The following is a 26,335-nucleotide window of genomic DNA, read 5'->3' as shown; positions in this document are numbered from 1 at the left end:
CGCCCTCCTTGTTTTACTTAATGATGTAGATGATTGAAATGGCAGCCTTCGTCAAGCCCAGGTAGTTCTTGTGGCCCCGTCCGAGAATCTCGCCGCAGTGCCCGCACTCATAGCGCTTGTAGTTGGCATGGATGAATCCCAGCCCCAGTTCAGCCTCCAGGCTCCAGCGGTTGCCGAGAATCCAGTGGTAACCGTATCCCACACCGCCTCCGGCAAACCATCCCTGTGCACGCGAGTTCTCCAGCGCACTGAACGTGCCGAAAGGCAGGTCCAGGTTCGAGAGGTTAAACTCTCCGCCCAACGCATGGAGTGCAAAGAAGTGTCCGTTGAAGCGCTCGCAGAGCCAGTAGCGTCCTTCGGGCTGCACCATCCAGTGCTTCAGCTTCTTGTCGTCAGAAAAAGTCCAGGGATTGTAGTTGCCGGACACATCGAGTGTCCACTTCGGCGCCAAGCCGACTTCCACACCCAAGTTGAGCGTGGTAGTTGCATCGTAAAGCAAATTGCTCTTGACAACCCACTTTTGGGCGTGAAGCGGAGCTGCGAACAGGAAGAAGAGCCCCGCCACCAACAGATACAGGAGTCTGCGTTTCATATTATTCTTTATTTAATAGTTTATCACGGTTGCATGTTTCCTCGTTCAGTGTGCGACGAACGCAGGCAGGAATTTAAGGAGATGTGTTTCTCTGTAATGACTGTTATCTCTTAAAATTCGTAGCAACTTTCTTGCTTAATCACACTTGCAAATATAAAGAATTTTCCAAAACAATGTTCAAACGTTTTACTGCCACAATTTGGCATTAGGGTGAAATTAGGGTGGGGATTCCTTAAATCCGCGCCCGTCCGTTAACAATCCCGTTTAACACACCTCCGCCGACGGCACTCCGACGGCATTCTTTTCGCAAATATTTACAAACAGAGAAGAGCAAGAAGCGGTTAAGTCAGGAAATAACGGGCATCCTTGGATTTACTTCAGGCGGCATCGCCTTCCGTTCATCGTCCTGCTGTCCCGTCCGTCTTTCAGACTGACGGACGAAAACACCGCCTCCTCCCCTTCCGCCGAAAGGTATCTTTCCCGTCAGCACGGCGCACGGTCCGACAACTTAAACAGAGCACCCTAAAACTCCATAATTTTTACCATACTGATTTCCGACGAAAAGCCATTCCTCCCCTCCCGATGGATGCGATTTGCGGCAGTTATCCATTTCGTTTTTATTTACAGGCAAGAACAATAATTAACATAAAAAACCTGACAAATAAGGGCGAGCACTCGGCTCGCCCCTATCCATTTCCCGGGTCATTGGAGTCATCCGGAGGGAAGGTCCTGTCCAGCGGACGCCCCCGGCATCATTCCGCTCCTGTGACGGACGCGCGCAACGTCCCGATTTCCTCTGCCAGCTCCCTGGCAGTGGGCAGCGGATAGTCGGTGTGTGCGAAACGTACCACACGCTGTGCGTCGGAGATATAGATGCGGGGGATGGTCGCGTCGGCAAACAGGCTGTAGATGGTGCGCGAGGGGTCGGCATAGTAAGGCAGCGTCAGTCCCTCTTCCGCCCAATAGGAAGCCACGGAAGCCTCATCTTCGGCACGGCTGATGAACGCCATGCGTATGCCCTCCTGGTCGCGGAAGCTGTCGTAGACCTGCTGTACGCGCGGCAGCATCTCGCGGCAGTCGGGACAGCTCGTGTCAAAGAACATGATGAGGGAAACGGAACCGCCGAGCGTCGATGTATCGAACTCCGTCCCGTCGGAGAGTGTCACGCGGAAGTCGGGCAGCGTGTCGCCCACCTGAACGTAAACTTCGCCCGTCGGCAGGTCATCGTCCGTGATGCAGGAGACCGCCAGCAGGGCAACCAGGCAACTGAAAAGGCGGAGGAAGGAACCTGCCCGCCGTTTGTTCAAAAAATGTATCATAAGTCAAAGCGTTTTTTGGTGTGCGGAAAGGCATCCTTCCCGCTTGTTCGCGGCAAAGGTAAGTGTTTCAGGAAGAATCTCACCGCCTTTCTATTAATAAATTATAAAAAGAAGAAATATTTCGGAGAAACTATTTATAGTTTTAGGGTTTTCATTTATACTTGTCAACGATTTTACGGGCGGGTGTCAGACGGTCTTCCACTGAGGAGTCATTAAAGGAAAACTAACCCACGAGCTGCCCACACGCCAGCCGTAAGAGAAACGAGAGTGTATAATCATAAAAAAACAGATACGCTATGGTTAACAAGTACACAAAGTATATCAGAAACCGTGCTCCACGGCCAGAGTTGCACGACAAGATTCTCCTTGCCACGAAAGCGATGTTCTATAAACAAGGTATCAAACAGGTGCGCATGGACGACATCGCCAAGGAACTGACCATCTCGAAACGTACGCTTTACGAGATTTTCAACGACAAGGAAACGCTGCTGCTGGAATGCATCAAGTACAAACATCAGCAGGAAGAAAGCTACCTCCAGGCGCTCGACCTCTCGAATGCCAATGTGCTGGAGGTGGTGCTGCGCTACTACGAATACACGATGAAGGAACTGCCGCACATCAACCCGACCTTCTTCGAGGACATGAAGAAGTATCCCGGCGTGCTGGCATACATGCGCAGCAAACGTGACCAGAACTTCAAGGATGTGGTGAGCTATTTCACCCGGGGCATCGAGCAGGGCATCTTCCTCCCCGATGTGGACATGGAGCTTTTCATCCGCCTGCTCAACCTGACGTTCGACCACAGTATGGAGTCGGAAATCTACAAGCAGTACCCGATGGACCGTGTCTACCGCGCCATCCTCTTCACCCACTTGCGCGGCATCGCCACGGAAAAGGGACTGGCAATCCTCAATGACTTCATCCGCAAGCATGATGAGGAACAAGCCAAGCAGGAAGGCTGACCCGCCCGACTTCCAGACTGAATAACAGATAAGACTGACGCGATTGGCGTGGATTCGGAGAATCCGTCCGCCAATCGCGTCAGCCGTGTTTGTATGGTGGCTATCCTACCCTTCGCGGGTCGTCATCTCCATATCCTTCACCTTCTTCAGTAAGTCGGAAGCAAAGATGAAGTCATTCAGGCGACGGTTGCTCGAAGTGAAGATTTCCTCCTTCGTGCCCTGCCACTCCTGGCGGCCTTCGTAGATGAAAAGGATGCTGTCGCCGATGCCCAACACGGAATTCATGTCGTGCGTGTTGATGATGGTGGTCATGTTATATTCGGTCGTAATGCTGTGAATCAGCTCGTCGATGACCAGCGAAGTCTTCGGGTCAAGACCGGAGTTCGGTTCGTCGCAGAAGAGGTACTGAGGCTGCAAGGCGATGGCACGTGCGATGGCTACGCGCTTCTGCATACCGCCACTGATCTCTCCCGGGTATTTCTGTTGCGCCTCACCCAGGTTGACACGGTCCAGACAGAAACGGGCACGCTTCAGACGGTCACGGTAGGTGTCTGTGGAAAACATGTCGAGCGGGAACATCACGTTCTCCAGCACCGTCATCGAGTCGAAGAGGGCGGCACTCTGGAAAATCATGCCCATCTCACGGCGCAAGGCAATCTTTTCCTTTTTATTCATGTTCAGGAAGTTCCGTCCGTCATACAGAATCTCGCCCTGCTCCGGGGTCAGCAGCCCGACGATGGACTTCATCAGGACCGTCTTGCCCGAACCACTCTGCCCGATGATGAGGTTGGTCTTCCCGTTTTCAAACACCGTACTGATGTCCTCCAGCACCGTGCGCCCTTCAAAGGACTTGCATACAGATTTGAGTTCAATCATTTCGTCAACAGTTGGGTTAGGAACAAATCGGAGAAGAGAATCAGGATGCTGCTGCACACCACCGCGTCGGTGCTCGCCTTGCCGACGGCTATCGAACCGCCCTCGACCGTATAGCCGAAAAAGGACGAAACGCTGGCTATGATGAAAGCGAAGAAAAACGACTTGATGATGCCGCACCACACGAACCACTCCGTGAATGAATATTGCAAACCGTAGGTCAGGTCTTCCGCGTTGATGATGCCACCGAACCATGCCGTGGCATACGCTCCCAGGATACCCGCAAAGATGCTGATGCTCACCAGCACGGGGATGAAGCTCACCAGGGCGGCAATCTTGGGCATGATGAGGAAGTTGGCGGAATTGACCCCCATGATTTCAAGGGCGTCTATCTGTTGGGTGACGCGCATCGTGCCCAGCTCGGAGGCGATGTTCGAACCGACTTTTCCTGCCAGGATGAGACACATGATGGACGACGAAAATTCGAGCAACATGATTTCACGGGTGACAAAACCGGTGGTGAACCGGGGCATCCACGCGCTCTGGATATTCAGTTTGATCTGGATGCAGATGACTGCTCCGATGAAGAACGAAATGAGCAGGACAATGCCTATCGAGTTGACACCCAGCTGTTCCAGTTCCTTGGCATACTGCTTGAAAAACATACGCCAACGCTCCGGACGGCCGAAGGTGCGCCCCATCAGAATCATGTAGCTGCCCAGTTGTTGAAGTGCTTTAAACATTACTCTTGTGCTATTTTCTGCAAAAATAATAGAAAACCTCCGATAGCGCCTTAGTTTCCCCTTCTTGATAACCTTTTTTAAAACCAAAAGTTGTATTTTTGCGCCAAATTCATTGAACTATGGCGCACGATTCAGAGACTCTTGAAATGCACATTCCGGAAGACGGACGGATGGTCCTCCGCACGGAAGGACTGGTGAAGAAGTATGGCAAACGTACGGTGGTCAACCATGTTTCCATCAACGTGAAACAAGGAGAGATTGTCGGTCTGCTCGGACCGAACGGTGCCGGGAAAACCACCTCGTTCTACATGACCACCGGTCTGATCGTGCCCAACGAAGGCCACATCTTCCTCAACGACCTCGACATCACCAAATACCCTGTCTACAAGCGGGCGCAGAACGGTATCGGCTACCTGGCACAGGAGGCGTCGGTCTTCCGCAAGATGAGTGTCGAGGACAACATCGCGTCCGTGCTGGAGATGACCAACAAACCCCGCGAATACCAGCGCGAGAAGCTCGAAAGCCTGCTGACGGAGTTCCGCCTGCAAAAGGTGCGCAAGAATCTGGGAGACCAGCTCTCGGGTGGTGAACGCCGACGGACGGAGATTGCCCGCTGCCTCGCCATCGACCCCAAGTTCATCATGCTCGACGAACCGTTTGCCGGTGTAGACCCCATCGCCGTGGAAGACATCCAGCACATCGTCTGGCGTCTGAAGGACAAGAACATCGGTATCCTCATCACCGACCACAACGTACAGGAGACACTCTGCATCACCGACCGTGCCTACCTCTTGTTTGAAGGAAAAATCCTCTTCCAGGGGACGCCCGAGGAACTGGCAGCCAACCAGGTGGTGCGCGAGAAATACCTCAGCCAGAGCTTCGTGCTCCGCCGCAAGGATTTCCAGCTCCGGGAAGACAACTGAACCATATCACGACACGGGAGGAAGTTTCTCACAGAAAGGAAGCTCCATCAGTCCCATTTTGCATACGGAGGCGCAGAGAATCCCAAGCTCTGCGCCTCTGCCTCTTTTGTACCGACGCCGACAGCCTCAGCAGAAGGCAGGCAACTTCCGCCTGAAGACTGCCCTGCCCTACCGAAGGGAATGTCCCGGACAGCAAGAATCAGAAAGAAACCAAAATCACCCGTCCGCTTGACAAAAACGGCTTAAACATTCCCTTCAGCTAACTCACACTTTGCAAAAGTCGGGCAAACCAGCAAGCAAACGCTAACGAATGCAAACAAAACCGCCCGAAAAAGCCTTCGATTTTAGAAAACTATACACTTCGATTCCGGAATATGAACAAAACGTGCCCGGAACAATATTGTTTCGTGAGCCAAACAATATTGTTTGACGCGTCAAACACATTAGTTTCATACGCCAAACACTATTGTTTCGCCCGCGGAAGTCAAATCTTTGGAAAATGGAAGTAAAAAGAAGTGAGTTTCGTTCTCTGGAAGAAGGCCGGCGTCAACAAATCGGAAGGTAATAAAAGGAGGGGTAAAACAGCGTTATGAACAGTCAAAGGATGCAGTTGCCCCATTCCCGCCGTCTTCATGCAACCGGAATAAGCCATTTTCCGTCAATGTGTATTTTGCGAATCGCCCGAGAAGGGCCTCGGAATCCACGGAACTGTATTTTGGTGCGAGGAAAGGCACTGTCGGGCGCTTCATTTGACATTTTGACACTTCGGCATCCGGAGGGAGAGCCAGCCGGTGTCCGTACGGATGCCAGGCGGAAGGTGGACGCACTGCGCCCCGACTCACAGGCACCCAATATGTTAATTATTGGAGGAAAGGCGAAAAAAGTGGTTGCATTTATTGCCAATTCAAATAATATGCGTTCCTTTGCTGCGTAATGGTGTAACATCAAAGTTACGAGATTTTTATTACATGGTTTTTACTCTTCGCCCGTCATTCTGACGCATAGGTAAACTCTCTGTCATTCTAATCCTTTAATTTTATTGCATACCATTGAGAGTCCGTCCGGTCATTGCCGGTCAGTGAACGGATGAGCTCTGAGAGTTTTACTATTTATTTTATTTACCATTTTATTTTCATTATGAACATTTATGTAGGTAACCTGAACTATCGGGTTAAGGAGAATGAGTTGAAACAGGCTTTGTCGGAGTTTGGTACAGTGGATTCCGTGAAAATCGTGACCGACCGCGAAACCGGACGTTCCAAAGGTTTTGCTTTCGTTGAGATGCCCAACGATGAAGAGGCTTCCAAAGTGATTGCCCAGCTGAACGGTGCTGAGTATGCAGGCCGTCAGGTGGTCATCCGCGAGGCGACTCCGCGTGCTCCCCGCGAACCGCGTGAACCGCGCAGACGTGAATAAACCCGACTTACGCCGGTTCCCATAACCGGCTCCATGGAGTGACAAACAACAGAAGACGGGTCGGCATCCGACAGGAGAACCGCCCCACCCTTCATGCCATAACAGCGGCAGGACAGATTCCCCGGCAGAAGGGGGTTCTGTGCCTGCCGCTTTGTTTTCAGGCATCCGTCTTCCGCTGTCCTGAAAAAAGCGGAACTGCAATTTAATCCATTCTCTTTTTGGGGATTTAAAAGAATAACGCTAATTTTGCGCACTCTTATGATTAATAATGAGGTAAAGTCGCAATAAAAATAGTAATCATTAAAAATAAATTGTCAGAATGAACGTTTCATTAGAGAACATTGACAAGGTAAGCGCACTGCTTACGGTAAAATTGGAAAAAGAAGACTACGAGGCACGAGTTGAGAAGGCCCTGAAAGACTTCCGCAAAAAGGCAAACATGCCGGGTTTCCGTCCGGGTATGGTTCCGATGGGCTTGATCAAGAAGCAGTATGGAACTGCCATCAAGGCTGAGGAAGTGAACAAAGTGCTTCAGGAAAAGGTTTATGAATATCTGAAAGATAACAAGGTGAACATGTTGGGCGAGCCCCTTCCCAATGAAGAGAAGCAACCCGCCATCGACTTTGCAAAGGACGAGGCTTTCGAATTTGTATTCGACATTGCCCTGGCTCCGGAGTTCGACGTCGTGCTTGACACCAACGATGAAATCGACTACTATACCATCGACGTAAACGACGAGCTGGTTGAGCGTCAGGTGAAAATGTACGCACAGCGTGGCGGAAACTACGAGAGCGTACAGGAGTACACCGAAGGCGACATGCTGAAAGGTCTGATTGCCGAGCTCGACGAGAACAACAACGTGAAGGAAGGCGGCATCCAGGTTGAGAACGCCGTGATGATGCCTACCTATATGAAGAATGACGAGCAGAAGGCTATCTTTGCCAACGCCAAGACCAATGAGGTACTGGTGTTCAACCCGTTGGTTGCCTTTGACGGCAACGAGGCTGAAATCGCTTCCTTGCTGAAGATTGAGAAGGATGCCGTTGCCAACGTGAAGGGCAACTTCAGCTTCCAGGTAGAAGAAATCACCCACTTCGTTCCGGGCGAACTCAACCAGGAGTTGTTCGACAACATCTTCGGCGAAGGTGTCGTGAAGAGCGAAGAGGAGTTCCGCGGCAAAATCAAGAGCGAACTGGAAGAGCAGTTTGTCAACGACAGCAACTACAAGTTCCTCATCGACACCCGCGAATACCTGATGAAGAAAATCGGCAAGCTGGAATTCCCGGATGCCATCCTGAAGCGCATCATGCTGCTCAACAACCAGGAGAAGGGCGAAGCTTTCGTAGCCGAGAACTACGACCGCAGCATCGAAGAGCTGACCTGGCACCTCATCAAGGAGAAACTGGTTGCTGCCAACGAAATCAAGGTCGACAACAACGACATCATGGACATGGCGAAGGAGGTTACCCGCATCCAGTTCGCACAGTACGGCATGCTGAACGTGCCCGATGACATGCTGGACAACTACGCCAAGGAAATGCTCAAGAGAAAGGACAGCGTCGAGCAGCTGGTTAACCGCAGCGTAGAGTCGAAGCTGGCTAAGGCTCTGAAAGATAAAGTGAAACTGAACAACAAGACTGTCTCTGTAGAAGACTTCAACAAGATGTTCGAATAAGCAGCTTGTTTTGCTAAATCTTCCTAAAAGGGAGGCTTTTGGTACGAGTTATATTGTACATTTGTGCGCAATATCGGAGAGCCAGAAGCCTCTCTTTTTTGACCCTTACCGAGCGGTTGCCGCGCTGCATGCCCGGCACTCCTTAAGGGCCTGACCCTAACTAATTAAGCAATGAATATGACAGACGATTTTAGAAAGTACGCCACCAAACATTTGGGAATGAACAGTATGGTACTCGACGACGTCATCAAGTCGCAGGGTTATCTCAATCCGTACATCCTCGAGGAACGTCAGCTCAACGTGACCCAGCTCGACGTGTTCTCCCGCCTGATGATGGACCGCATCATCTTCCTGGGCACTCCCATCGACGACTATACCGCCAACACCTTGCAGGCACAGTTGCTCTATCTCGACTCCGTCGACCCGGGCAAGGACATCTCCATCTACATCAACTCTCCCGGCGGTTCGGTCTACGCCGGTCTGGGCATCTATGACACCATGCAGTTCATCTCCAGCGACGTAGCCACCATCTGTACCGGCATGGCAGCCTCCATGGCAGCCGTTCTGCTGGTAGCCGGAAAAGAGGGCAAACGTTCCGCGCTGACCCACTCGCGCGTGATGATACACCAGCCGATGGGCGGTGCGCAGGGACAAGCGTCGGATATCGAGATCACGGCCCGCGAAATCCAGAAGTTGAAAAAGGAACTCTACAGCATCATCGCCGACCACTCTCACACCGAGTTCGACAAAGTGTGGGCAGACTCTGACCGCGACTACTGGATGACAGCCCAGGAAGCCAAAGACTACGGCATGATCGACGAGGTCCTGGCACGCAAGAAGTGACCCCGTAACTCAAGGACTCAAAAACTAAAAACCTAACAAGACATTGGATTCAAAGAATAAATCAAAGAGACATTGTAGCTTCTGCGGACGTCCGGAGAGCGAAGTCGGCTTTCTCATCACCGGACTGGAGGGCTGCATCTGCAACGACTGTGCAGAGCAGGCCCACGAAATCACCCAGGAGGCAATGGGCGAGGTGATGAAAGGACGGCTCTCCCGTCTGAACCTGAACGACCTGCCCAAGCCCAAAGAAATCAAGGAATTCCTCGACCAGTATGTCATCGGGCAGGACGATGCCAAGCGCTACCTGTCGGTGTCGGTCTACAACCATTATAAACGTCTGCTTCAGAAAGACGAAGGCGACGATGTGGAAATCGAGAAGTCGAACATCATCATGGTGGGCAGCACCGGTACGGGCAAGACACTGCTCGCCCGCACCATAGCCAAACTGCTCCATGTCCCCTTCACCATCGTCGACGCCACCGTGCTGACCGAAGCCGGATACGTGGGCGAGGACATCGAGAGCATCCTCACCCGTCTGCTTCAGGTTGCCGACTACAATGTGGCAGAAGCTGAAAGAGGTATCGTGTTCATCGACGAAATCGACAAGATTGCACGCAAGGGCGACAACCCCTCCATCACCCGCGATGTCAGCGGGGAAGGTGTGCAGCAAGGCCTGCTCAAGCTGTTGGAAGGTTCGGTCGTCAATGTTCCGCCTCAGGGCGGACGCAAGCACCCTGACCAGAAGATGATTCCGGTGAACACGAAGAACATCCTGTTCATCTGCGGCGGCGCGTTCGACGGCATCGAGAAGAAGATTGCCCAACGTCTGAACACCCACGTGGTCGGTTATGGGGCAGTCCAGAACACGATGCACATCGACAAGGAGAACATGATCCAATACATTGCCCCGCAGGACCTGAAGGCCTTCGGACTCATCCCCGAAATCATCGGACGTCTGCCGATTCTGACCTACCTGAATCCGCTGGACCGTACCGCCCTGCGAAGCATCCTGACGGAACCGAAAAATTCGGTCATCAAGCAATACATCAAACTCTTCGCCATGGACGGTGTGGAGCTGTCCTTCGAGCCGGAAGTGTTTGAGTTCATTGTCGACAAGGCCATCGAGTACAAACTCGGCGCCCGCGGACTGCGTTCCATCGTGGAAACCATCATGATCGACACCATGTATGAGGTGCCCTCCAAGCATGTCACGGAGTTCAAGGTGACACTGGACTACGCCAAGCAGCAGTTGGGCAAGGCCAACCTGTCGCGCCTGCAGAATGCCTGAACGAGGTCGGGAGCCGAAAAAGAGGGGATTTATTGCGTCGGAACCCGAAAATAGTATCGAAATAATTTGTACTTTATAGTAAGTTGTTTATAATTTTGTTAGTCATTCATTTCGATTTATTCAATTAACGAGAACAAGCGATATGGCGGAGAAAACAGATTTAACAGCGCAACTAAAAAAGTTCTTTGGTTTCGATACGTTTAAAGGAGAGCAGGAAGCTATTATCCGCAACCTCATGGCGGGTAATGACACGTTCGTGCTCATGCCCACCGGAGGCGGTAAGTCTTTGTGCTATCAGCTTCCGTCTTTATTGATGGAGGGGACGGCTATTGTAATCTCTCCTCTGATAGCCCTGATGAAAAACCAGGTGGATGCCATACGGAACGTATGCGAAGAAGACGGAGTGGCGCACTTCATCAATTCGTCGTTGACCAAAGCTGCCATCGACCAGGTGAAGAGCGACATCCTCTCCGGCAAGACCAAGTTGCTGTATGTCGCCCCTGAATCGTTGACGAAGGAGGAGAACGTGGAGTTCCTCAAAGGTGTCAAAATCTCGTTCTATGCCGTCGACGAAGCACACTGTATCTCGGAGTGGGGACATGACTTCCGCCCCGAATACCGGCGCATCCGCCCCATTATCAACGAAATCGGCAACGCACCCGTCATTGCCCTCACGGCAACTGCAACCGACAAGGTAAGAAGCGACATCAAGAAGAGCCTAGGCATCGTCGATGCCAAGGAGTTCAAGTCGTCGTTCAACCGTCCGAACCTGTACTACGAAGTACGCCCGAAGACCAAAAACATAGACAAGGACATCATCCGATATATCAAAAACAACAGTGGCAAGTCGGGCATCATCTATTGCCTGAGCCGGAAGAAGGTGGAAGAGCTCGCCGAAATCCTGCGTGCCAACAACATCAACGCACGCGCCTATCATGCAGGCATGGACTCTGCCACCCGTTCAGCCACCCAGGACCAGTTCCTCATGGAAAAGGTCGACGTCATCGTGGCGACCATTGCTTTCGGCATGGGCATCGACAAGCCCGACGTGCGTTATGTCATCCACTATGACATGCCGAAGAGTCTTGAAGGGTATTATCAGGAGACCGGACGCGCCGGACGCGACGGTGGAGAAGGCCGATGCATCGCTTTTTATTCAAACAAGGATCTCCAGAAACTGGAGAAGTTTATGGAAGGGAAACCTGTGGCAGAACAGGACATTGGCCGACAGCTTCTGCAAGAAACAGCTGCCTATGCCGAATCTTCCGTGTGCCGCCGGAAGCTGCTGCTGCACTACTTCGGCGAAACGTACAAGGAAGATAATTGTGGAAATTGTGACAATTGTTTAAACCCTAAGAAACAAGTGGAAGCTCAAGATTTATTGTGTACCGTCATTGAAACAGTTCTTGCCGTCAAGGAAAAGTTCAAGGCAGAATATGTGATTGACGTCATTCTCGGAAAAGAAACGACAGAGGTATTAGACCACAAACACGAAGAACTGGAAGTGTTTGGCTCCGGCACGGGCGAAGAAGACAAGCTCTGGAATGCCGTGATCCGCCAGGCACTCATTGCCGGATACCTCAGCAAGGACGTGGAGAACTACGGATTGCTGAAGGTGACGGCGGAGGGAAAGAAATTCCTGAAACACCCGAAATCATTCAAGATAGTTGAAGACAATGACTTTGAAGAGGAAGAGGAGGAGACTCCCGTTCGCGGAGGTGCCTCGTGCGCTGTCGACCCGGCACTCTACTCCATGCTGAAGGACCTGCGCAAGAAACTCTCGAAGAAACTGGAAGTGCCGCCCTACGTCATCTTCCAGGACCCGTCGCTCGAAGCGATGGCAACCATCTATCCCGTCACACTGGAGGAGTTGCAGAACATCCCGGGTGTGGGAGCCGGAAAAGCCAAACGCTACGGTTCCGAGTTCTGTGCACTTATCAAACGCCATTGCGAGGAGAACGAAATCGAACGCCCCGAAGACCTGAGAGTCCGCACGGTTGCCAACAAATCGAAGCTGAAGGTGTCCATCATCCAAAGCATCGACCGCAAAGTGGCGCTTGACGACATCGCCCTGGCAAAGGGCATCGAGTTCGGCGAACTGCTCGACGAGGTGGAAGCCATCGTCTACTCCGGCACGAAACTCAACATCGACTATTTCCTGGAGGATGTGATGGACGAAGACCACGTGGACGACATCTACGACTACTTCAAGGAGTCGACCACCGACAGCCTGGAAGTGGCGATGAAGGAGCTGGGCGACGAATACACCGAAGACGAAATACGCCTGGTGCGCATCAAGTTCATTTCGGAAATGGCCAATTGATTCCATAGACATATCCGGCTCGGAAAGAGCCGTCGGGGACCCCCGCTATGATGTTGTAAATCATGGCGGGGGTCTCTTTATCCGTGCAATCGGGATACCGTGGAAAAGAGTAAAAAAATATAAAAAACGCACGACGGTATTTCCGCCGTAACGGATAAAACGTGTATATTTGCACGCAATAAATTCTAAAGCTTAAAAGCCCTATGTCATTTGTTGCAGATAAAATTGTGATGGACGGACTGACGTATGATGACGTTCTTTTGATTCCGGCCTATTCTGAAGTATTACCCCGCACCGTCGAACTCACGACGAAATTCTCACGTAACATTACTCTGAACATCCCCTTTGTGACAGCTGCCATGGACACTGTGACCGAAGCCAAGATGGCGATTGCCATTGCACGCGAAGGTGGCATCGGTGTCATCCACAAGAACATGTCCATCGAGGAACAGGCCCGTCAGGTAGCCATCGTGAAACGTGCTGAAAACGGTATGATTTACGACCCTGTGACCATCAAGCGCGGTTCGACCGTACGCGACGCATTGAACCTGATGGCTGAATATCACATCGGCGGTATTCCCGTGGTGGACGACGAACGTCACCTGGTGGGAATCGTGACCAACCGTGACCTCCGCTTTGAAAAGAACATGAACAAGAGCATCGAGGAAGTGATGACCAAAGAGCATCTCGTGACCACGACTCAACAGACTGACATGGAGGCTGCCACACAGATTCTGCAAGAGAACAAAATCGAGAAACTCCCCGTTGTCGACAAGGATAACAAACTGGTGGGCCTGATTACATACAAGGATATCACCAAAGCCAAAGACAAACCGATGGCTTGCAAGGATGCCAAAGGCCGTCTGCGTGTGGCTGCCGGTGTCGGCGTGACCAACGATACCCTCGAACGTATGCGTGCACTGGTCAATGCCGGAGCGGATGCCATTGTCATCGACACGGCTCACGGACACTCGAAGTTTGTCATCGAAAAACTGAAAGAAGCGAAACGCGAATTCCCCAACATCGACATCGTAGTGGGCAACATCGCTACGGCTGCCGCTGCACGTGCCCTGGTTGATGCCGGAGCGGATGCAGTCAAAGTGGGCATCGGTCCGGGTTCCATCTGTACGACCCGTGTCGTAGCCGGTGTGGGTGTTCCACAGCTGTCTGCGGTATACGATGTAGCCAAAGAGCTGGAAGGCACAGGTGTTCCCTTGATTGCCGACGGTGGCTTGCGCTATTCAGGCGATGTCGTGAAGGCGTTGGCTGCCGGAGGATACTCCGTGATGATTGGTTCACTGGTAGCCGGAACGGAAGAGTCACCGGGTGAAACCATCATCTTCAACGGACGTAAGTTCAAGTCCTACCGCGGTATGGGTTCGCTGGAAGCAATGGAGAACGGTTCGAAAGACCGCTATTTCCAGAGTGGAGAGTCCGACGTGAAGAAGCTTGTCCCTGAGGGCATTGCCGGACGTGTGCCTTACAGAGGCAGTCTCTATGAGGTCATCTACCAGCTGATTGGTGGTCTGCGTTCCGGTATGGGTTACTGTGGTGCTGCCAACATCGAACAGCTGCACAATGCCAAGTTTACCCGCATCACCAATGCCGGTGTGATGGAAAGCCACCCGCACGATGTGACCATCACCAGCGAGGCTCCCAACTACAGCCGTCCGCAATAAGCCGGCAAGGGCTTTCGTCATAGCACATAACATAACGCAACATAATAAATCGAAAAGAGGGTGTGTCATCCGGCACATCCTCTTTTCGGTTTTATCTCCATACGTTTGCCCCACAACGTTCCGAGGACGTATCCGAAACACAAAAAAAGCCCCTCCGAAGAGGGGCGTAGGAGAAAACTCCTTCGGCATATAGCCTTATTGCGATAAGATGTAGATCTTATGGCACAAATGTAACAACTCATTTTGTCATATACAAGTTTATTCCTAGTTTTATAGACAACTTTTAATTACACAACCATGAGTAAACGCATACTAGGAATTGATGTGGGTACCAACAGCCTGGGGTGGGCTGTCGTTGACCGCACAGACTGTGACAATTATACCCTTGTCAAGAGAGGAAATGTGATATTCCAAGAAGGAGTAAACATCGAAAAGGGAAATATTGAAAAGTCAAGAGCTTCAGAGCGCACCGGGCATCGGAGCACCCGGAAGCATTATTTCAGAAGGAGGATGCTGAAAATAAAAGTGCTGGAGATACTTGTCGAACATCAGTTATGCCCCTATCTCTCCCACGAGGAACTACACCAGTGGATGACGCGTAAGGTCTACCCTACTAACGAAGACTTCCGCCTGTGGTTACGGACCAACGATGCCAACGACCAGAACCCCTATCATGACAGGCATGTCTGCCTGCATGAACGGCTGGACCTCCGTCTGCAGGAGAACCGATACAGACTGGGAAGAGCTCTCTATCACCTGGCACAACGGAGGGGGTTCCTCAGCAACCGACTGGAACAAAACAGCAAGACCGATGAAACCGGAGCTGTAAATTCTGGCATTTCCCAACTGAACGAGGAAATGGAAAAGGCAGGTTGCCAATACCTGGGCGATTATTTCTACCAGCTCTATCAGGAATACGGCAATCAAGTCGCCCTGCGCATCCGGTACACCGACAGAAAACAACATTATCAGAAAGAGTTCGAGGCCATCTGCCAAAGGCAGCAACTGAGCGACGACCTTGTCGACAAGCTGAGAAGAGCCATCTACTTCCAGCGTTCGCTGAAATCACAGCGCGCAGGTGTGGGAAAATGTACCTTTGAACCGGACAAACCGCGTTGCGCCCTGTCCCATCCGCGGTATGAGGAATTCCGCATGCTGTCTTTTCTCAACAATGTCAAGGTGAAAGGTCCGTCGGATGACAGCCTGCGTCCGTTGAACACCTCGGAAAAGGAAAAAATCAAACCATTGTTCTTACGCAAGTCAAAAACCAACTTCGACTTTGAGGATATAGCCAAAGCCATAGCCGGCAAAGGTAAATATGCCTGCATCCGGGACAAAGAGGGAGCACAGAAACCCTACCAGTTCAACTATGCCCTTAGTCAAGGCGTCAGCGGATGCCCGGTCACGGCAAAGCTGACAGCCGTCTTCGGAGAGCCTTGGGAGCGCAACCTCCTCAATGCCTACCGCAGCCGGAACAATACGCGAAAATCGGACGAGGAGATTGTCAACGAAGTCTGGAACGTATTGTACTCATTCTCATCCAAAGAGAAACTCCGCGCATGGGGCATGGAGAAACTGGGACTGGACGAAGCCTGTGCCGGAGAATTTGCCGACATCACACTGCCGACGGCCTTTGCTGCACTCAGTCTGAAAGCCGTCAACAAGATACTGCCTTTCCTGCGTCAGGGATTCATCTATTCGCATGCAGTGATGCTGGCAAACATACCTTATATTATAGGTATGGACAGGTGGAACGACCCCAGGCAACGTCAGTTCATCATGGACAACCTGCAAGAGCTGTTGGATAACTTCACTGCATCCGACAAGGCATTGCAACAGACTCTGGACTTCTGCATCAAGGACTTCCTGCTCAACAACTACGAACTGGCTCCGGGAAAAGCAGACCGGCTCTACCACCCCTCGATGATTGAGACATACCCGGATGCAAAGGCAGACGGACAGGGCATCTACCAACTGGGCTCTCCTGCAACAAACGCCATACGCAACCCGATGGCCATGCGCTCGCTGCACATCCTGCGGAGGGTAGTCAATCAATTGCTTAGAGAGAAGATTATTGACTCCGAAACGGAAGTCCACATTGAATATGCCCGTGAATTGAATGACGCCAACCGACGCTGGGCCATCAACCAGTGGCAACGCGAGCAGGAGAGCCGACGTAAAGATTATGCCGAAAAGATTCGGAAAGTTTATGCTGACGAGTTCGGAAAAGTCATCGAACCGACCCAAGAGGAGCTTCTGAAATACCAGCTCTGGGAGGAGCAGCAGCACCTGTGCCTGTATACCGGGGAACAAATCGGACTGACGGATTTCATCGGTCCCAACCCCAGGTATGACATCGAGCACACCATACCACAAAGTATGGGAGGCGACAGCACACGGATGAACCTGACGCTGTGTGAGCGGACATACAACCGGACGGTGAAAGGCAACAGGATGCCGTCGCAACTGGCGGAACATGAAAGCATCCTGACGCGGATAAAACCTTGGAAAGACAAATACGAAGAGCTGACCGTCAAAATAAACAAACTCCGTACGCATCCAGGCATGGACAAAGCATCGAAAGACAACATCATCCGCAATAGGCATCTGCTGGAACTGGAACGTGACTACTGGTTCCAGAAATACCAGCGATTCACGATGACCGAAGTCCCTGAAGGGTTCAGCCTGAGACAAGGAACCGGTATCGGATTGATTGGCAAATATGCAGGGCTGTTCCTGAAATCGCTCTTCCACCATGTCAAAGAGCGCAACCGGAAACAGGTCTACGTCATCAAGGGCCCCATCACGGCTGAATTCCGCAGATTGTGGGGACTGCAGAACCTCTACGAACAGAAGTCACGGGACAACCATGCCCACCATTGCATCGACGCAATCGTCATTGCCTGCATCAATCCTGCGGAATATGCACGGATGGCATCCTACTACCGACAGGAAGAAGACTTCCGACTGAACAAGGGAAACAAACCTGTATTCCCCAAACCTTGGACTACCTTCACACAGGACCTCCAGGCACTGGAGGCAGAACTTCTGGTCGTACATGAGACCCGTAACAACCTGACAAAGAAAGCCCGGAAGAGAGTCCGGACAAAGGGCGGAAATGTCTTGTCAGAAAGCGACAGTGCACGTGGCAGTCTGCACAATGATACCTATTATGGAGCTATCCAAAAGGATGGCGTCATCAGGTACGTCGTGCGCAAAGCGCTGAATACCTTAAACGAAAAGGATGTGAAAGACATTGTCGACAAGACTGTACGGGAGAAAGTGCAGGCGGCTATCCAGGAAAAGGGATTAAAAGAAGCACTTGCCGGCACCATCTATATGAACGAGGAGAAAGGCATTACCATCAAAAAGGTAAGATGCTTCACCAAAATCGCCTCACCACTGGCTATACGCAGGCACCGCGACGCTTCAGCGAAAGAGTACAAGCAGCCCTATTATGTCACGAATGAATCGAACTATGTCATGGGGATTTATGAAGGGTGTATCAAGGAAAAGACCAAGCGTGAATTCATCCTGGTAAATAACCTGGAAGCCGTGCGACAACTCAAGGCTGCACGAAAACAAGGCGTCGTCAGCTCGATACTGCCTCCCGTAAGTGCGAAGTCGCAATTCCCCTTGAAATACAGGTTGTACACGGGAACTCTGGTGCTGCTCTATGAGAATTCTCCGGAAGAAATCGATTTCACCAATCAGGTTGACATCTGCAAACGGCTTTACAAAGTCACCGGACTGTCTTCCATGGCTTTCAAAGATGGACGTCAATATGGCACAATCCAACTGAGATACCATCAGGAAGCCCGGCAGGCAAAGGACCTAAAAGCCCAGAATGGCGCCTATAAAGAGGGTGAAGAACATCGCCCCGCCATTATGATGTTGCATACACAATTTAAAGCCCTGGTTGAAGGTACCGATTTCCGCATGAATATCTTAGGAGAGATTGAGCCTCTCCGAAAATAACCGGGTTTCGTGTTGCGCATATCCGAGCTCATAAACAATTCAATAACCTATAAAACACAAATGCCATGTTAAAACGAAGTCTAGTCTTTGAAAATCCCGTTATCTTACGGCTGAAGGATAAACAACTTGTCGTATCCTTTAAGGAACTGCCTGATGAAAAACGTACGATTCCCATCGAAGACATAGGCTTCGTTTTAATCAATCACCCCATGGTATCCATCTCGATGCCCCTACTGAATGAGCTTGCTTCCAACAATATAGCAGTTGTATTCTGTGACGAGAAGGGATTGCCACAGTCCATGTTGCTCAATTTTGATTCCAACCTCACCCAAGGGAAGATTATCAGTGAACAGCTCGTTGCCGGAGAAGTCTTGAAGAAGAACTTGTGGAGGCAGATTATAGTCTCCAAAATCAAGAACCAAAGCCTGCTTCTGAATAAGCTGGGACTTGACGGAGAGTCTTTGAAACCCCTGTACATGAATGTAAAATCCGGAGACAGCGACAATAAAGAAGGGATTGCAGCCAGACTGTATTTCAAGACTTTGTTCGGAAAGGAGTTCACCCGTGACCGTAATGCCGGTGGGATCAATGCCTTCCTGAATTATGGATATGCCATTTTGCGGGCTGCTACAGTCAGGGCAGCCCTCAGCTCCGGCTTATTCCCTGCCCTGGGGATTTTTCATCATCACAGGAGCAATGCTTTTCCATTGGCTGATGATATCATGGAACCATTCAGACCCTTCGTAGACGAAATAGTCTATGACTTGTTCCGACAGAACCAATCTGAACTTACCAAAGAAAATAAGGGTAAGCTGATAGCATCCCTGTATTGTGACACCTATTACGAAAAAGTTACCCGTCCACTTTCCGTTGGACTTTCCATCACGATGGCCTCTTTGGCCAAATGCTACATCAATGAACACAAAACACTCAACTTACCGTCGGTCAAATGAGCGAACTAAGACTTAATGCATATCATATCATGTGGTTATTTGTAATGTTTGACCTGCCAACCACAACCAAGAAAGAACGAGGATTGGCAGCCAAGTTCCGAAAAAGCCTGGAAAAAGATGGTTTCACACGCTTTCAATACAGCGTCTACATCCGCTTCTGCGGGTCTTTGGAAAGTTCCAAAGTCCATATCAAACGGGTAAAATCATGTGTTCCGCCTAAAGGCTCTGTAAGCATTTTGTCTGTCACAGACAAGCAATACTCCAACATCATCAACATTTGGGGTGAAATTGAGAAAAAGGCTTATCCGGAACCACAACAACTAGAATTTTTTTAATATTTTTGTTTCCAACAAAGCTCTTCATTTCGCAATTGTATCGCCATTATTGAACTTAATCATTGATTATGAATCAAATAAAGCGCATACGTTGCGGTTTGATGTAGAATATTGATAAGGAACAACTTCAGCTTGCTGTCGATTGACAAAGAAGATGTTGCGGTTTGATGTAGAATATTGATAAGGAACAACCTCTTTTTGCGCCTGCTATTCTCCAAGACGTTGCGGTTTGATGTAGAATATTGATAAGGAACAACGATTCCGAAAATAAGATACCAGCGCAGTAGTTGCGGTTTGATGTAGAATATTGATAAGGAACAACTGTTTATGTTGAGGCAACTGATCTGCTACGTTGCGGTTTGATGTAGAATATTGATAAGGAACAACTACAGGGAATATTTCAACATTAAACCTCAAGTTGCGGTTTGATGTAGAATATTGATAAGGAACAACACATACACAACTTACATTCAGCCACATTTAGTTGCGGTTTGATGTAGAATATTGATAAGGAACAACACATACACAACTTACATTCAGCCACATTTAGTTGCGGTTTGATGTAGAATATTGATAAGGAACAACATCATGGAAGAATATAACAAGGCAGCTGCGGTTGCGGTTTGATGTAGAATATTGATAAGGAACAACACGTTCTTGTAATAAATGAAGCAGTAAACGGTTGCGGTTTGATGTAGAATATTGATAAGGAACAACAAACACATGGGTTATAGCACAAGCAGCATAGTTGCGGTTTGATGTAGAATATTGATAAGGAACAACCAGACCTGATGAAACTCGGCAGGGGTGCACGTTGCGGTTTGATGTAGAATATTGATAAGGAACAACATCGCCTACGGAAAGGTGCCGCCCCTGTCGGTTGCGGTTTGATGTAGAATATTGATAAGGAACAACTTATGAAATAATCTCCGTATTTGTCCGTGTGTTGCGGTTTGATGTAGAATATTGATAAGGAACAACTGAGAAACCGTACTATGATACGTTCTTCTCGTTGCGGTTTGATGTAGAATATTGATAAGGAACAACATCAGAAGGAAATACAAGCGCTGGAGGAGGGTTGCGGTTTGATGTAGAATACTGATAAGGAACAACCGGAGCGCCTCGATAGGACTGTGACTTGTGTTGCGGTTTGATGTAGAATACTGATAAGGAACAACACGTTTACCGTTTGCAACCGTGCCACACTGTTGTGGTTTGATGTAGAATATTGATAAGGAACAACCTGGAGTGGGTGGACAATTGCCGCTGGGAGGTTGCGGTTTGATGTAGAATATTGATAAGGAACAACATATTCCCTTGCAAATACGCACTCCCCACAGTTGCGGTTTGATGTAGAATATTGATAAGGAACAACTGAACCGCTCGGTACAATGGCAGGACGCGGGTTGCGGTTTGATGTAGAATATTGATAAGGAACAACATTGGGACTTTCGCCCGTGGCTGGAGCCCTGTTGCGGTTTGATGTAGAATATTGATAAGGAACAACTAGCTTTACATACCAATATGAACCTAAAGTATCTACAAAAGATGTTATTGGCTGGCAAATCAGTCTATATTTTAGACGATTTTGAAGAAGCTGCAGTACGTCTCATTTATGAAGATGAAGTCACTAAGGCTTATCTCAAGCATAAAGGTAGAAAAGAAGTTAGTATACCTCAATCTACAAAACTGTGTGCGAAATCATTCTTACAGGCAAAGAGATAACAAAATTTGAATATGAAAAATACTAATGAATCGCTACAAAAGCACATGCCGGACAAACTGACCAGACAGATACTGCCTACATCTCCTCCTTCCACTACGCCCCAAAGTGGAGAGGAAGACGGTCGGATATAAAAAATCCCGCTACAACCACAAAAGCCATAACGGGATTTATCTTATCCAGGAACAGTCCGAAAGGGGAAATGTTCACCAGCTTACTTCTGACGTATGAAGATATTGATGGGAGTACCGCTCAACGACCAGCGTTCCCGCATCTTGTTTTCCAAGAAACGGCGGTAAGGCTCCTTCACATATTGCGGCAGGTTTGCAAAAAACACAAAGGAAGGTACCTTGGTGTTGGGCAGCTGCGTACAATACTTGATCTTAATATACTTGCCTTTGATGGAAGGGGGCGGATAGGCCTCGATAAGAGGCAGCATTTCCTCATTCAGGCGAGCCGTAGAGATGCGTGTCGTACGGTTCTTATAAACCTGCTCGGCAGCCTCCAGGACCTTATAGATACGCTGTTTGGTGAGAGCCGACGCGAAAATAATGGGAAAGTCGGTAAATGGAGCCAAACGGCTGCGAATGGCGTTCTCAAACGTCTTCATCACCTTATCGCTCTTGTTTTCCACCAAATCCCACTTATTGACCACCACAACCAACCCTTTCTGGTTACGCTGAATGAGGGAGAATATGTTCAGATCTTGTCCTTCGACACCGCGTGTAGCATCCAACATGAGGATACACACATCGGAATTCTCTATGGCACGGATGGAACGCATCACCGAATAGTATTCCAAATCTTCCACCACCTTGTTCTTCCGACGGATTCCGGCAGTATCAACCAGATAGAAGTCGAAACCGAACTTCTCATAGCGGGTATAGATGGAGTCACGGGTTGTTCCGGCAATCTCGGTCACGATGTTGCGTTCTTCTCCAATGAAGGAATTGATAATGGACGATTTTCCGGCATTGGGACGTCCCACTACCGCAAAACGGGGGATTTCGTCATCCAGCAGCTCACCGGAGTCTTTCTTGAACTTACTGATTACCAAATCCAGCAAATCGCCCGTACCACTTCCGCTAAGAGCAGAGATACAATGAGGATCACCCAGTCCGAGCTTGTAAAACTCAGCTGCACTATATTGCAAATCATTGTTGTCGGTCTTATTGGCCACCACGATCACGGGCAGCTTGGAACGCCGCAGAATAGAGGCAACCTCCATGTCGAGGTCAGTCACTCCATTGACCACATCGACCAGAAACAGCACCACGTCCGCCTCGTCGATGGCTATGATTACCTGCTTGCGTATTTCCTCTTCAAAGATGTCGTCGGAATTGACCACCCATCCCCCGGTATCCACCACGGAGAATTCCTGTCCGTTCCATTCGCTTTTTCCATATTGGCGGTCGCGGGTCGTTCCGGCTTCATCGTTCACAATCGCCTGCCGTGTACGGGTGAGGCGATTGAACAGTGTCGACTTTCCCACATTGGGACGTCCGACAATCGCTACTAAGTTTCCCATAAATAATTTCTCTTTACTATGACGACTTCACAGTCTGTCAGGTTGTTATTCAATCCAGATTGTAACCGAAGTTTTTCAACTCCTTATCTGAGCTGCGCCAGTCCTTATCCACCTTGACAAAGGTCTCCAGATAGATACTTTTGCCGAAGAATTTCTCCAGTGACTTGCGTGCTTCTGTGGCTACCTTCTTCAAAGCCCGTCCTTGTTTTCCAATGATGATGCCCTTCTGCGACTCCCGTTCCACATAGATGACCACATTGATGTGAATAGACTTCTCATCTTCCTTAAACTGCTCCACAGCCACTTCTACAGCATACGGAATCTCCTTGTCATAATACAGGAGAATCTTCTCACGGATGATTTCAGTCACAAAAAAGCGTGCCGGACGATCGGTCCATTGGTCTTTGTCAAAATAGGGAGGAGAATCGGGAAGCAGCTCCTTGATACGCTTCATCACCGCATCAATATTAAAACGGGCGGTAGCGGATATAGGGATAATCTCCGCTTTGGGAAGCAAACCATGCCACTCTTCGACAAGATTTGTCAGAGCATCCTGGTTGCTCAAGTCAATCTTGTTGATCAGCAGCAAAACAGGAACATCCATCGCCTGCACCTTCTGGATGAAGTCGAGATTCTTATCAGGCTTCTCCACAACATCAGTTACATAAAGCAACACATCGGCATCTTTCAGTGCCGACTCGGAGAAGTTGAGCATGGACTCCTGCAACTTATAGTTTGGCTTAAGCACTCCCGGAGTGTCAGAGAAAACAATCTGCATCTCATCCGTATTGATAATACCCATGATGCGATGCCGGGTCGTCTGTGCCTTAAAAGTGGCGATGGATATACGTTCGCCGACCAGAAGGTTCATCAGGGTGGATTTCCCCACATTGGGGTTTCCCACGATGTTTACAAATCCTGCTTTGTGCATAAAGTCTTCAGTTGGTTTCGTTCATTATAGGACAAAAGAAGCTGTTTCAGGAAAGGATGGATATGTCATCATGCAAAAAAGCACGGACCTCAAGGATCTCACCGGTCGTCGAAACAAACTTCCCGCTGTGTGTATCCGTGAAATCCGTGCCTTCGATATTGCGTCCTTTTGAAACAGCTCTTTGTCAGTAGAAAAACGTAGTTACTTCTTCACGTTACCGTCGTAACCCCATTTCATATAAACAGCTCCGTAGGTAAATCCGGCTCCGAAGGCTGTGAATATCAGGTTATCGCCCTTACGCAACTGGTTCTCATAATCCCACAGACAAAGGGGGAGTGTACCGCCGCTGGTATTGCCATAGCGTTGGATATTCACCATCACTTTCTCCATGGGGACCTCCAGACGGCTTGCTACTGCGTCAATAATACGCAAATTTGCCTGATGGGGGATAATCCAGTTGATGCTATCCTTGTCAAGGCCGTTACGCTCGGCAATCTCAGCCGTAATATTCGACATGTTCGAAACGGCATATTTGAACACCGTACGTCCTTCCTGATAAAGATAGTGCATCTTGTTGCTTACCGTAAAATAAGACGGAGGACATACGGAACCTCCAGCCTTCATGTGAAGGAAAGGCAAGCCCTTGCCATCAGTACGCAGAATGACATCTTTCACACCGAGGTCTTCAGTCGTGGCTTCCATCATGACAGCCGCTGCTCCGTCACCGAAGATGGGGCAAGTGGCGCGATCGGAATAGTTCACCATTGACGACATCTTATCGCCACCCACCAGAATGATTTTCTTGTGGCGGCCTGTAGCTATCAGACCGGCTGCAACCTCAAGTCCGTAAAGGAACCCGCAGCATGCAGCTGAGAGGTCAAATGCAAAAGCGTTCTTCAAACCGAGCTTGTCGCACAGGATTGAAGCAGTCGACGGAAAATGATAATCAGGGGTAGTCGTGCAGACAATCACTGCATCAATGTCATCGGGATTGGCTCCAGTACGTTTCATCAACTGTTTGGCAGCCTTACGACACAAGTAAGAAGTACCCAAGCCTTCTTCGCTGAGGATACGTCTTTCCTTCACACCGATGCGGGTCATAATCCATTCGTCATTGGTCTCGACCATGCGCGACAACTCATCGTTCGTCAGCACATATTCGGGAACATAACCGCCGACTCCTGTAATTACAGCATTTATTTTTTCCATGTAACTAAAAATTCTCGTTATAAAATAAAAGTAGCCGGAGAGCAGCACTCTCTGGCTATATTTTATACCGCCTCGTTAGATAGCGGTTTCTTTCACGATTGCCAACTTACCTCTGTAGTAGCCGCAAGCGCCACATACAGTGTGGTAAACGTGCCATGCTCCGCAGTTCGGGCAAATAGCCAGCGTAGGAGCTACTGCTTTGTCGTGAGTTCTTCTCTTAGCAGTTCTAGTTTTTGATTGTCTTCTCTTAGGATGTGCCATTGTTTCTAATACTTTTAATTATTATCTATTATTTTCTTCAATTCATTCCATCGCGGATCAATATCTTGCGGAGCTTCAGAAGCATCGTCTTCGGGGACTTCGGCCTCGGATTCATTCCAGCCATCTTCTTCATCAGCAGAGGTACGCAAATACTTGTTAAGCTTGCCCATCATGGCCTTGTTGCATTTCCCCGGCGCATGCACATGCTTCATCGGAATGCTCAAAGCTATGAATTCATACATGAACCATGCCACATTGATGATCCCTTCATCTTCCGGTATAATTACGATATCACCATCTTCCGAATAATCGCTTCCCAGTTTTACCTTGACTACATCAGATGAAGAGACCGGTTGATCCATATCGTCCAAACAGCGGTCACAGGTTACCTGTACAACCCCATCGGTCTGAAAGGAAAGATCATAAATTCCACCGGTTTTCCTTATGCGCAACTGGACGTTGACTTTTCCCTTTTGGACTTCCGGTCCATCAATACTTTCAAAGAAATGATTGTCCAACACAAACTCACATGAATATGTGTTTTCCTTCATTCCCTTCAGGTCAATCTTGTATGCATCAAACTTTCCCATAGTTATTGCTAAACCAGAACAATATTATATTCGGGCGACAAAGATACAAATAAATCTACTTAGATTGCTACTAAAGCCTGATAAATCTTTAGTTTTTAGCTTATATTTTCAAGTAATGCCCCATTGGAAAGGGTTATTGGAAGCGCTATTCCGGACGCGGCAAGACCTCAACCCAATCCCCGGCATATACT

Annotated in this window: 21 protein-coding genes and 1 CRISPR repeat array; of the genes, 12 read left to right on the top strand and 9 right to left on the bottom strand. The window is 49.4% G+C overall.

Annotation, left to right across the window (positions count from 1 at the left end; genetic code table 11):
• Nucleotides 1-13: 13 nt before the first annotated feature.
• A complete protein-coding gene (locus M3087_RS13080; protein WP_249096402.1) occupies nucleotides 14-592 on the bottom strand; it encodes a DUF3575 domain-containing protein in 579 nt (192 codons plus the stop codon).
• A gap of 752 nt (nucleotides 593-1,344) precedes the next feature.
• Complete coding sequence (locus M3087_RS13075) at nucleotides 1,345-1,911, bottom strand: TlpA family protein disulfide reductase (RefSeq protein ID WP_249096401.1); 567 nt, start codon at nucleotides 1,909-1,911, stop codon at nucleotides 1,345-1,347.
• 296 nt (nucleotides 1,912-2,207) lie between these two features.
• On the opposite strand from M3087_RS13075, the gene M3087_RS13070 reads away from it, so the two are divergent.
• Complete coding sequence (locus M3087_RS13070; protein ID WP_022385240.1) at nucleotides 2,208-2,873, top strand: TetR/AcrR family transcriptional regulator; 666 nt, start codon at nucleotides 2,208-2,210, stop codon at nucleotides 2,871-2,873.
• 105 nt (nucleotides 2,874-2,978) lie between these two features.
• Here M3087_RS13070 and M3087_RS13065 read toward each other — a convergent pair whose 3' ends face one another.
• A complete protein-coding gene (locus tag M3087_RS13065) occupies nucleotides 2,979-3,749 on the bottom strand; it encodes an ABC transporter ATP-binding protein (protein ID WP_022385241.1) in 771 nt (256 codons plus the stop codon).
• Nucleotides 3,746-4,489, bottom strand: coding sequence for an MlaE family ABC transporter permease (locus M3087_RS13060; protein ID WP_022385242.1), 744 nt, complete (start codon nucleotides 4,487-4,489; stop codon nucleotides 3,746-3,748). The genes M3087_RS13065 and M3087_RS13060 overlap by 4 nt, the downstream gene beginning before the upstream one ends.
• A 119-nt stretch (nucleotides 4,490-4,608) precedes the next feature.
• On the opposite strand from M3087_RS13060, the gene lptB reads away from it, so the two are divergent.
• From lptB to M3087_RS13005, 11 genes are all read left to right on the top strand, one after another.
• Nucleotides 4,609-5,412 (top strand): LPS export ABC transporter ATP-binding protein, encoded by an 804-nt coding sequence (lptB, locus tag M3087_RS13055; protein ID WP_022385243.1) that lies wholly within the window; start codon nucleotides 4,609-4,611, stop codon nucleotides 5,410-5,412.
• Between the two features lie 1,137 nt (nucleotides 5,413-6,549).
• A complete protein-coding gene (locus tag M3087_RS13050) occupies nucleotides 6,550-6,828 on the top strand; it encodes an RNA recognition motif domain-containing protein (RefSeq protein ID WP_106625629.1) in 279 nt (92 codons plus the stop codon).
• A 319-nt stretch (nucleotides 6,829-7,147) separates the two neighbouring features.
• Entirely contained in the window at nucleotides 7,148-8,503 is a 1,356-nt protein-coding gene (gene tig, locus M3087_RS13045; protein ID WP_249096398.1) for a trigger factor, read from the top strand.
• A 177-nt stretch (nucleotides 8,504-8,680) separates the two neighbouring features.
• Nucleotides 8,681-9,346, top strand: coding sequence for an ATP-dependent Clp endopeptidase proteolytic subunit ClpP (clpP, locus tag M3087_RS13040; protein ID WP_106625631.1), 666 nt, complete (start codon nucleotides 8,681-8,683; stop codon nucleotides 9,344-9,346).
• A 43-nt stretch (nucleotides 9,347-9,389) separates the two neighbouring features.
• Entirely contained in the window at nucleotides 9,390-10,634 is a 1,245-nt protein-coding gene (clpX, locus tag M3087_RS13035; RefSeq protein ID WP_106625632.1) for an ATP-dependent Clp protease ATP-binding subunit ClpX, read from the top strand.
• A 142-nt stretch (nucleotides 10,635-10,776) separates the two neighbouring features.
• Nucleotides 10,777-12,957 (top strand): DNA helicase RecQ, encoded by a 2,181-nt coding sequence (gene recQ, locus M3087_RS13030; protein ID WP_022385249.1) that lies wholly within the window; start codon nucleotides 10,777-10,779, stop codon nucleotides 12,955-12,957.
• Between the two features lie 203 nt (nucleotides 12,958-13,160).
• Nucleotides 13,161-14,636, top strand: coding sequence for an IMP dehydrogenase (gene guaB / locus M3087_RS13025; RefSeq protein ID WP_106625633.1), 1,476 nt, complete (start codon nucleotides 13,161-13,163; stop codon nucleotides 14,634-14,636).
• 297 nt (nucleotides 14,637-14,933) lie between these two features.
• Nucleotides 14,934-18,614 carry a type II CRISPR RNA-guided endonuclease Cas9 gene (cas9, locus tag M3087_RS13020; protein ID WP_354003339.1) on the top strand — a complete coding sequence of 1,227 codons (3,681 nt, stop codon included), beginning with the start codon at nucleotides 14,934-14,936 and terminating at the stop codon, nucleotides 18,612-18,614.
• A gap of 65 nt (nucleotides 18,615-18,679) precedes the next feature.
• Nucleotides 18,680-19,567, top strand: coding sequence for a type II CRISPR-associated endonuclease Cas1 (cas1, locus tag M3087_RS13015; RefSeq protein ID WP_106625635.1), 888 nt, complete (start codon nucleotides 18,680-18,682; stop codon nucleotides 19,565-19,567).
• A complete protein-coding gene (gene cas2, locus M3087_RS13010) occupies nucleotides 19,564-19,902 on the top strand; it encodes a CRISPR-associated endonuclease Cas2 (RefSeq protein ID WP_106625636.1) in 339 nt (112 codons plus the stop codon). The genes cas1 and cas2 overlap by 4 nt, the downstream gene beginning before the upstream one ends.
• Before the next feature lie 90 nt (nucleotides 19,903-19,992).
• Nucleotides 19,993-21,409: a CRISPR direct-repeat array (repeat unit 36 nt; unit sequence GTTGCGGTTTGATGTAGAATATTGATAAGGAACAAC).
• A 17-nt stretch (nucleotides 21,410-21,426) separates the two neighbouring features.
• A complete protein-coding gene (locus M3087_RS13005) occupies nucleotides 21,427-21,627 on the top strand; it encodes a hypothetical protein (RefSeq protein ID WP_249096394.1) in 201 nt (66 codons plus the stop codon).
• A 212-nt stretch (nucleotides 21,628-21,839) separates the two neighbouring features.
• On the opposite strand, the gene der is transcribed toward M3087_RS13005, so the two are convergent.
• The 5 genes from der to M3087_RS12980 all read right to left on the bottom strand — a co-directional run bounded on the left by der (nucleotide 21,840) and on the right by M3087_RS12980 (nucleotide 26,144).
• Nucleotides 21,840-23,153, bottom strand: a complete 1,314-nt coding sequence (gene der / locus M3087_RS13000; RefSeq protein ID WP_022383336.1) for a ribosome biogenesis GTPase Der — start codon at nucleotides 23,151-23,153, stop codon at nucleotides 21,840-21,842.
• A 49-nt stretch (nucleotides 23,154-23,202) separates the two neighbouring features.
• Complete coding sequence (era, locus tag M3087_RS12995) at nucleotides 23,203-24,084, bottom strand: GTPase Era (RefSeq protein ID WP_022383337.1); 882 nt, start codon at nucleotides 24,082-24,084, stop codon at nucleotides 23,203-23,205.
• A gap of 201 nt (nucleotides 24,085-24,285) precedes the next feature.
• Nucleotides 24,286-25,293, bottom strand: coding sequence for a beta-ketoacyl-ACP synthase III (locus M3087_RS12990; protein WP_106625638.1), 1,008 nt, complete (start codon nucleotides 25,291-25,293; stop codon nucleotides 24,286-24,288).
• A 75-nt stretch (nucleotides 25,294-25,368) separates the two neighbouring features.
• On the bottom strand, nucleotides 25,369-25,554 hold the full coding sequence (gene rpmF / locus M3087_RS12985) for a 50S ribosomal protein L32 (RefSeq protein ID WP_022383339.1): 186 nt from the start codon (nucleotides 25,552-25,554) through the stop codon (nucleotides 25,369-25,371).
• 14 nt (nucleotides 25,555-25,568) lie between these two features.
• Complete coding sequence (locus M3087_RS12980; RefSeq protein ID WP_022383340.1) at nucleotides 25,569-26,144, bottom strand: YceD family protein; 576 nt, start codon at nucleotides 26,142-26,144, stop codon at nucleotides 25,569-25,571.
• Nucleotides 26,145-26,335 lie beyond the last annotated feature (191 nt).

The organism is Mediterranea sp. ET5 (assembly GCF_023337025.1).
In the GTDB taxonomy this organism is placed as follows: domain Bacteria; phylum Bacteroidota; class Bacteroidia; order Bacteroidales; family Bacteroidaceae; genus Phocaeicola_A.
The sequence above is the reverse complement of the archived record's forward strand: the minus strand, read 5'-3'. Positions and strand labels throughout refer to the sequence as shown.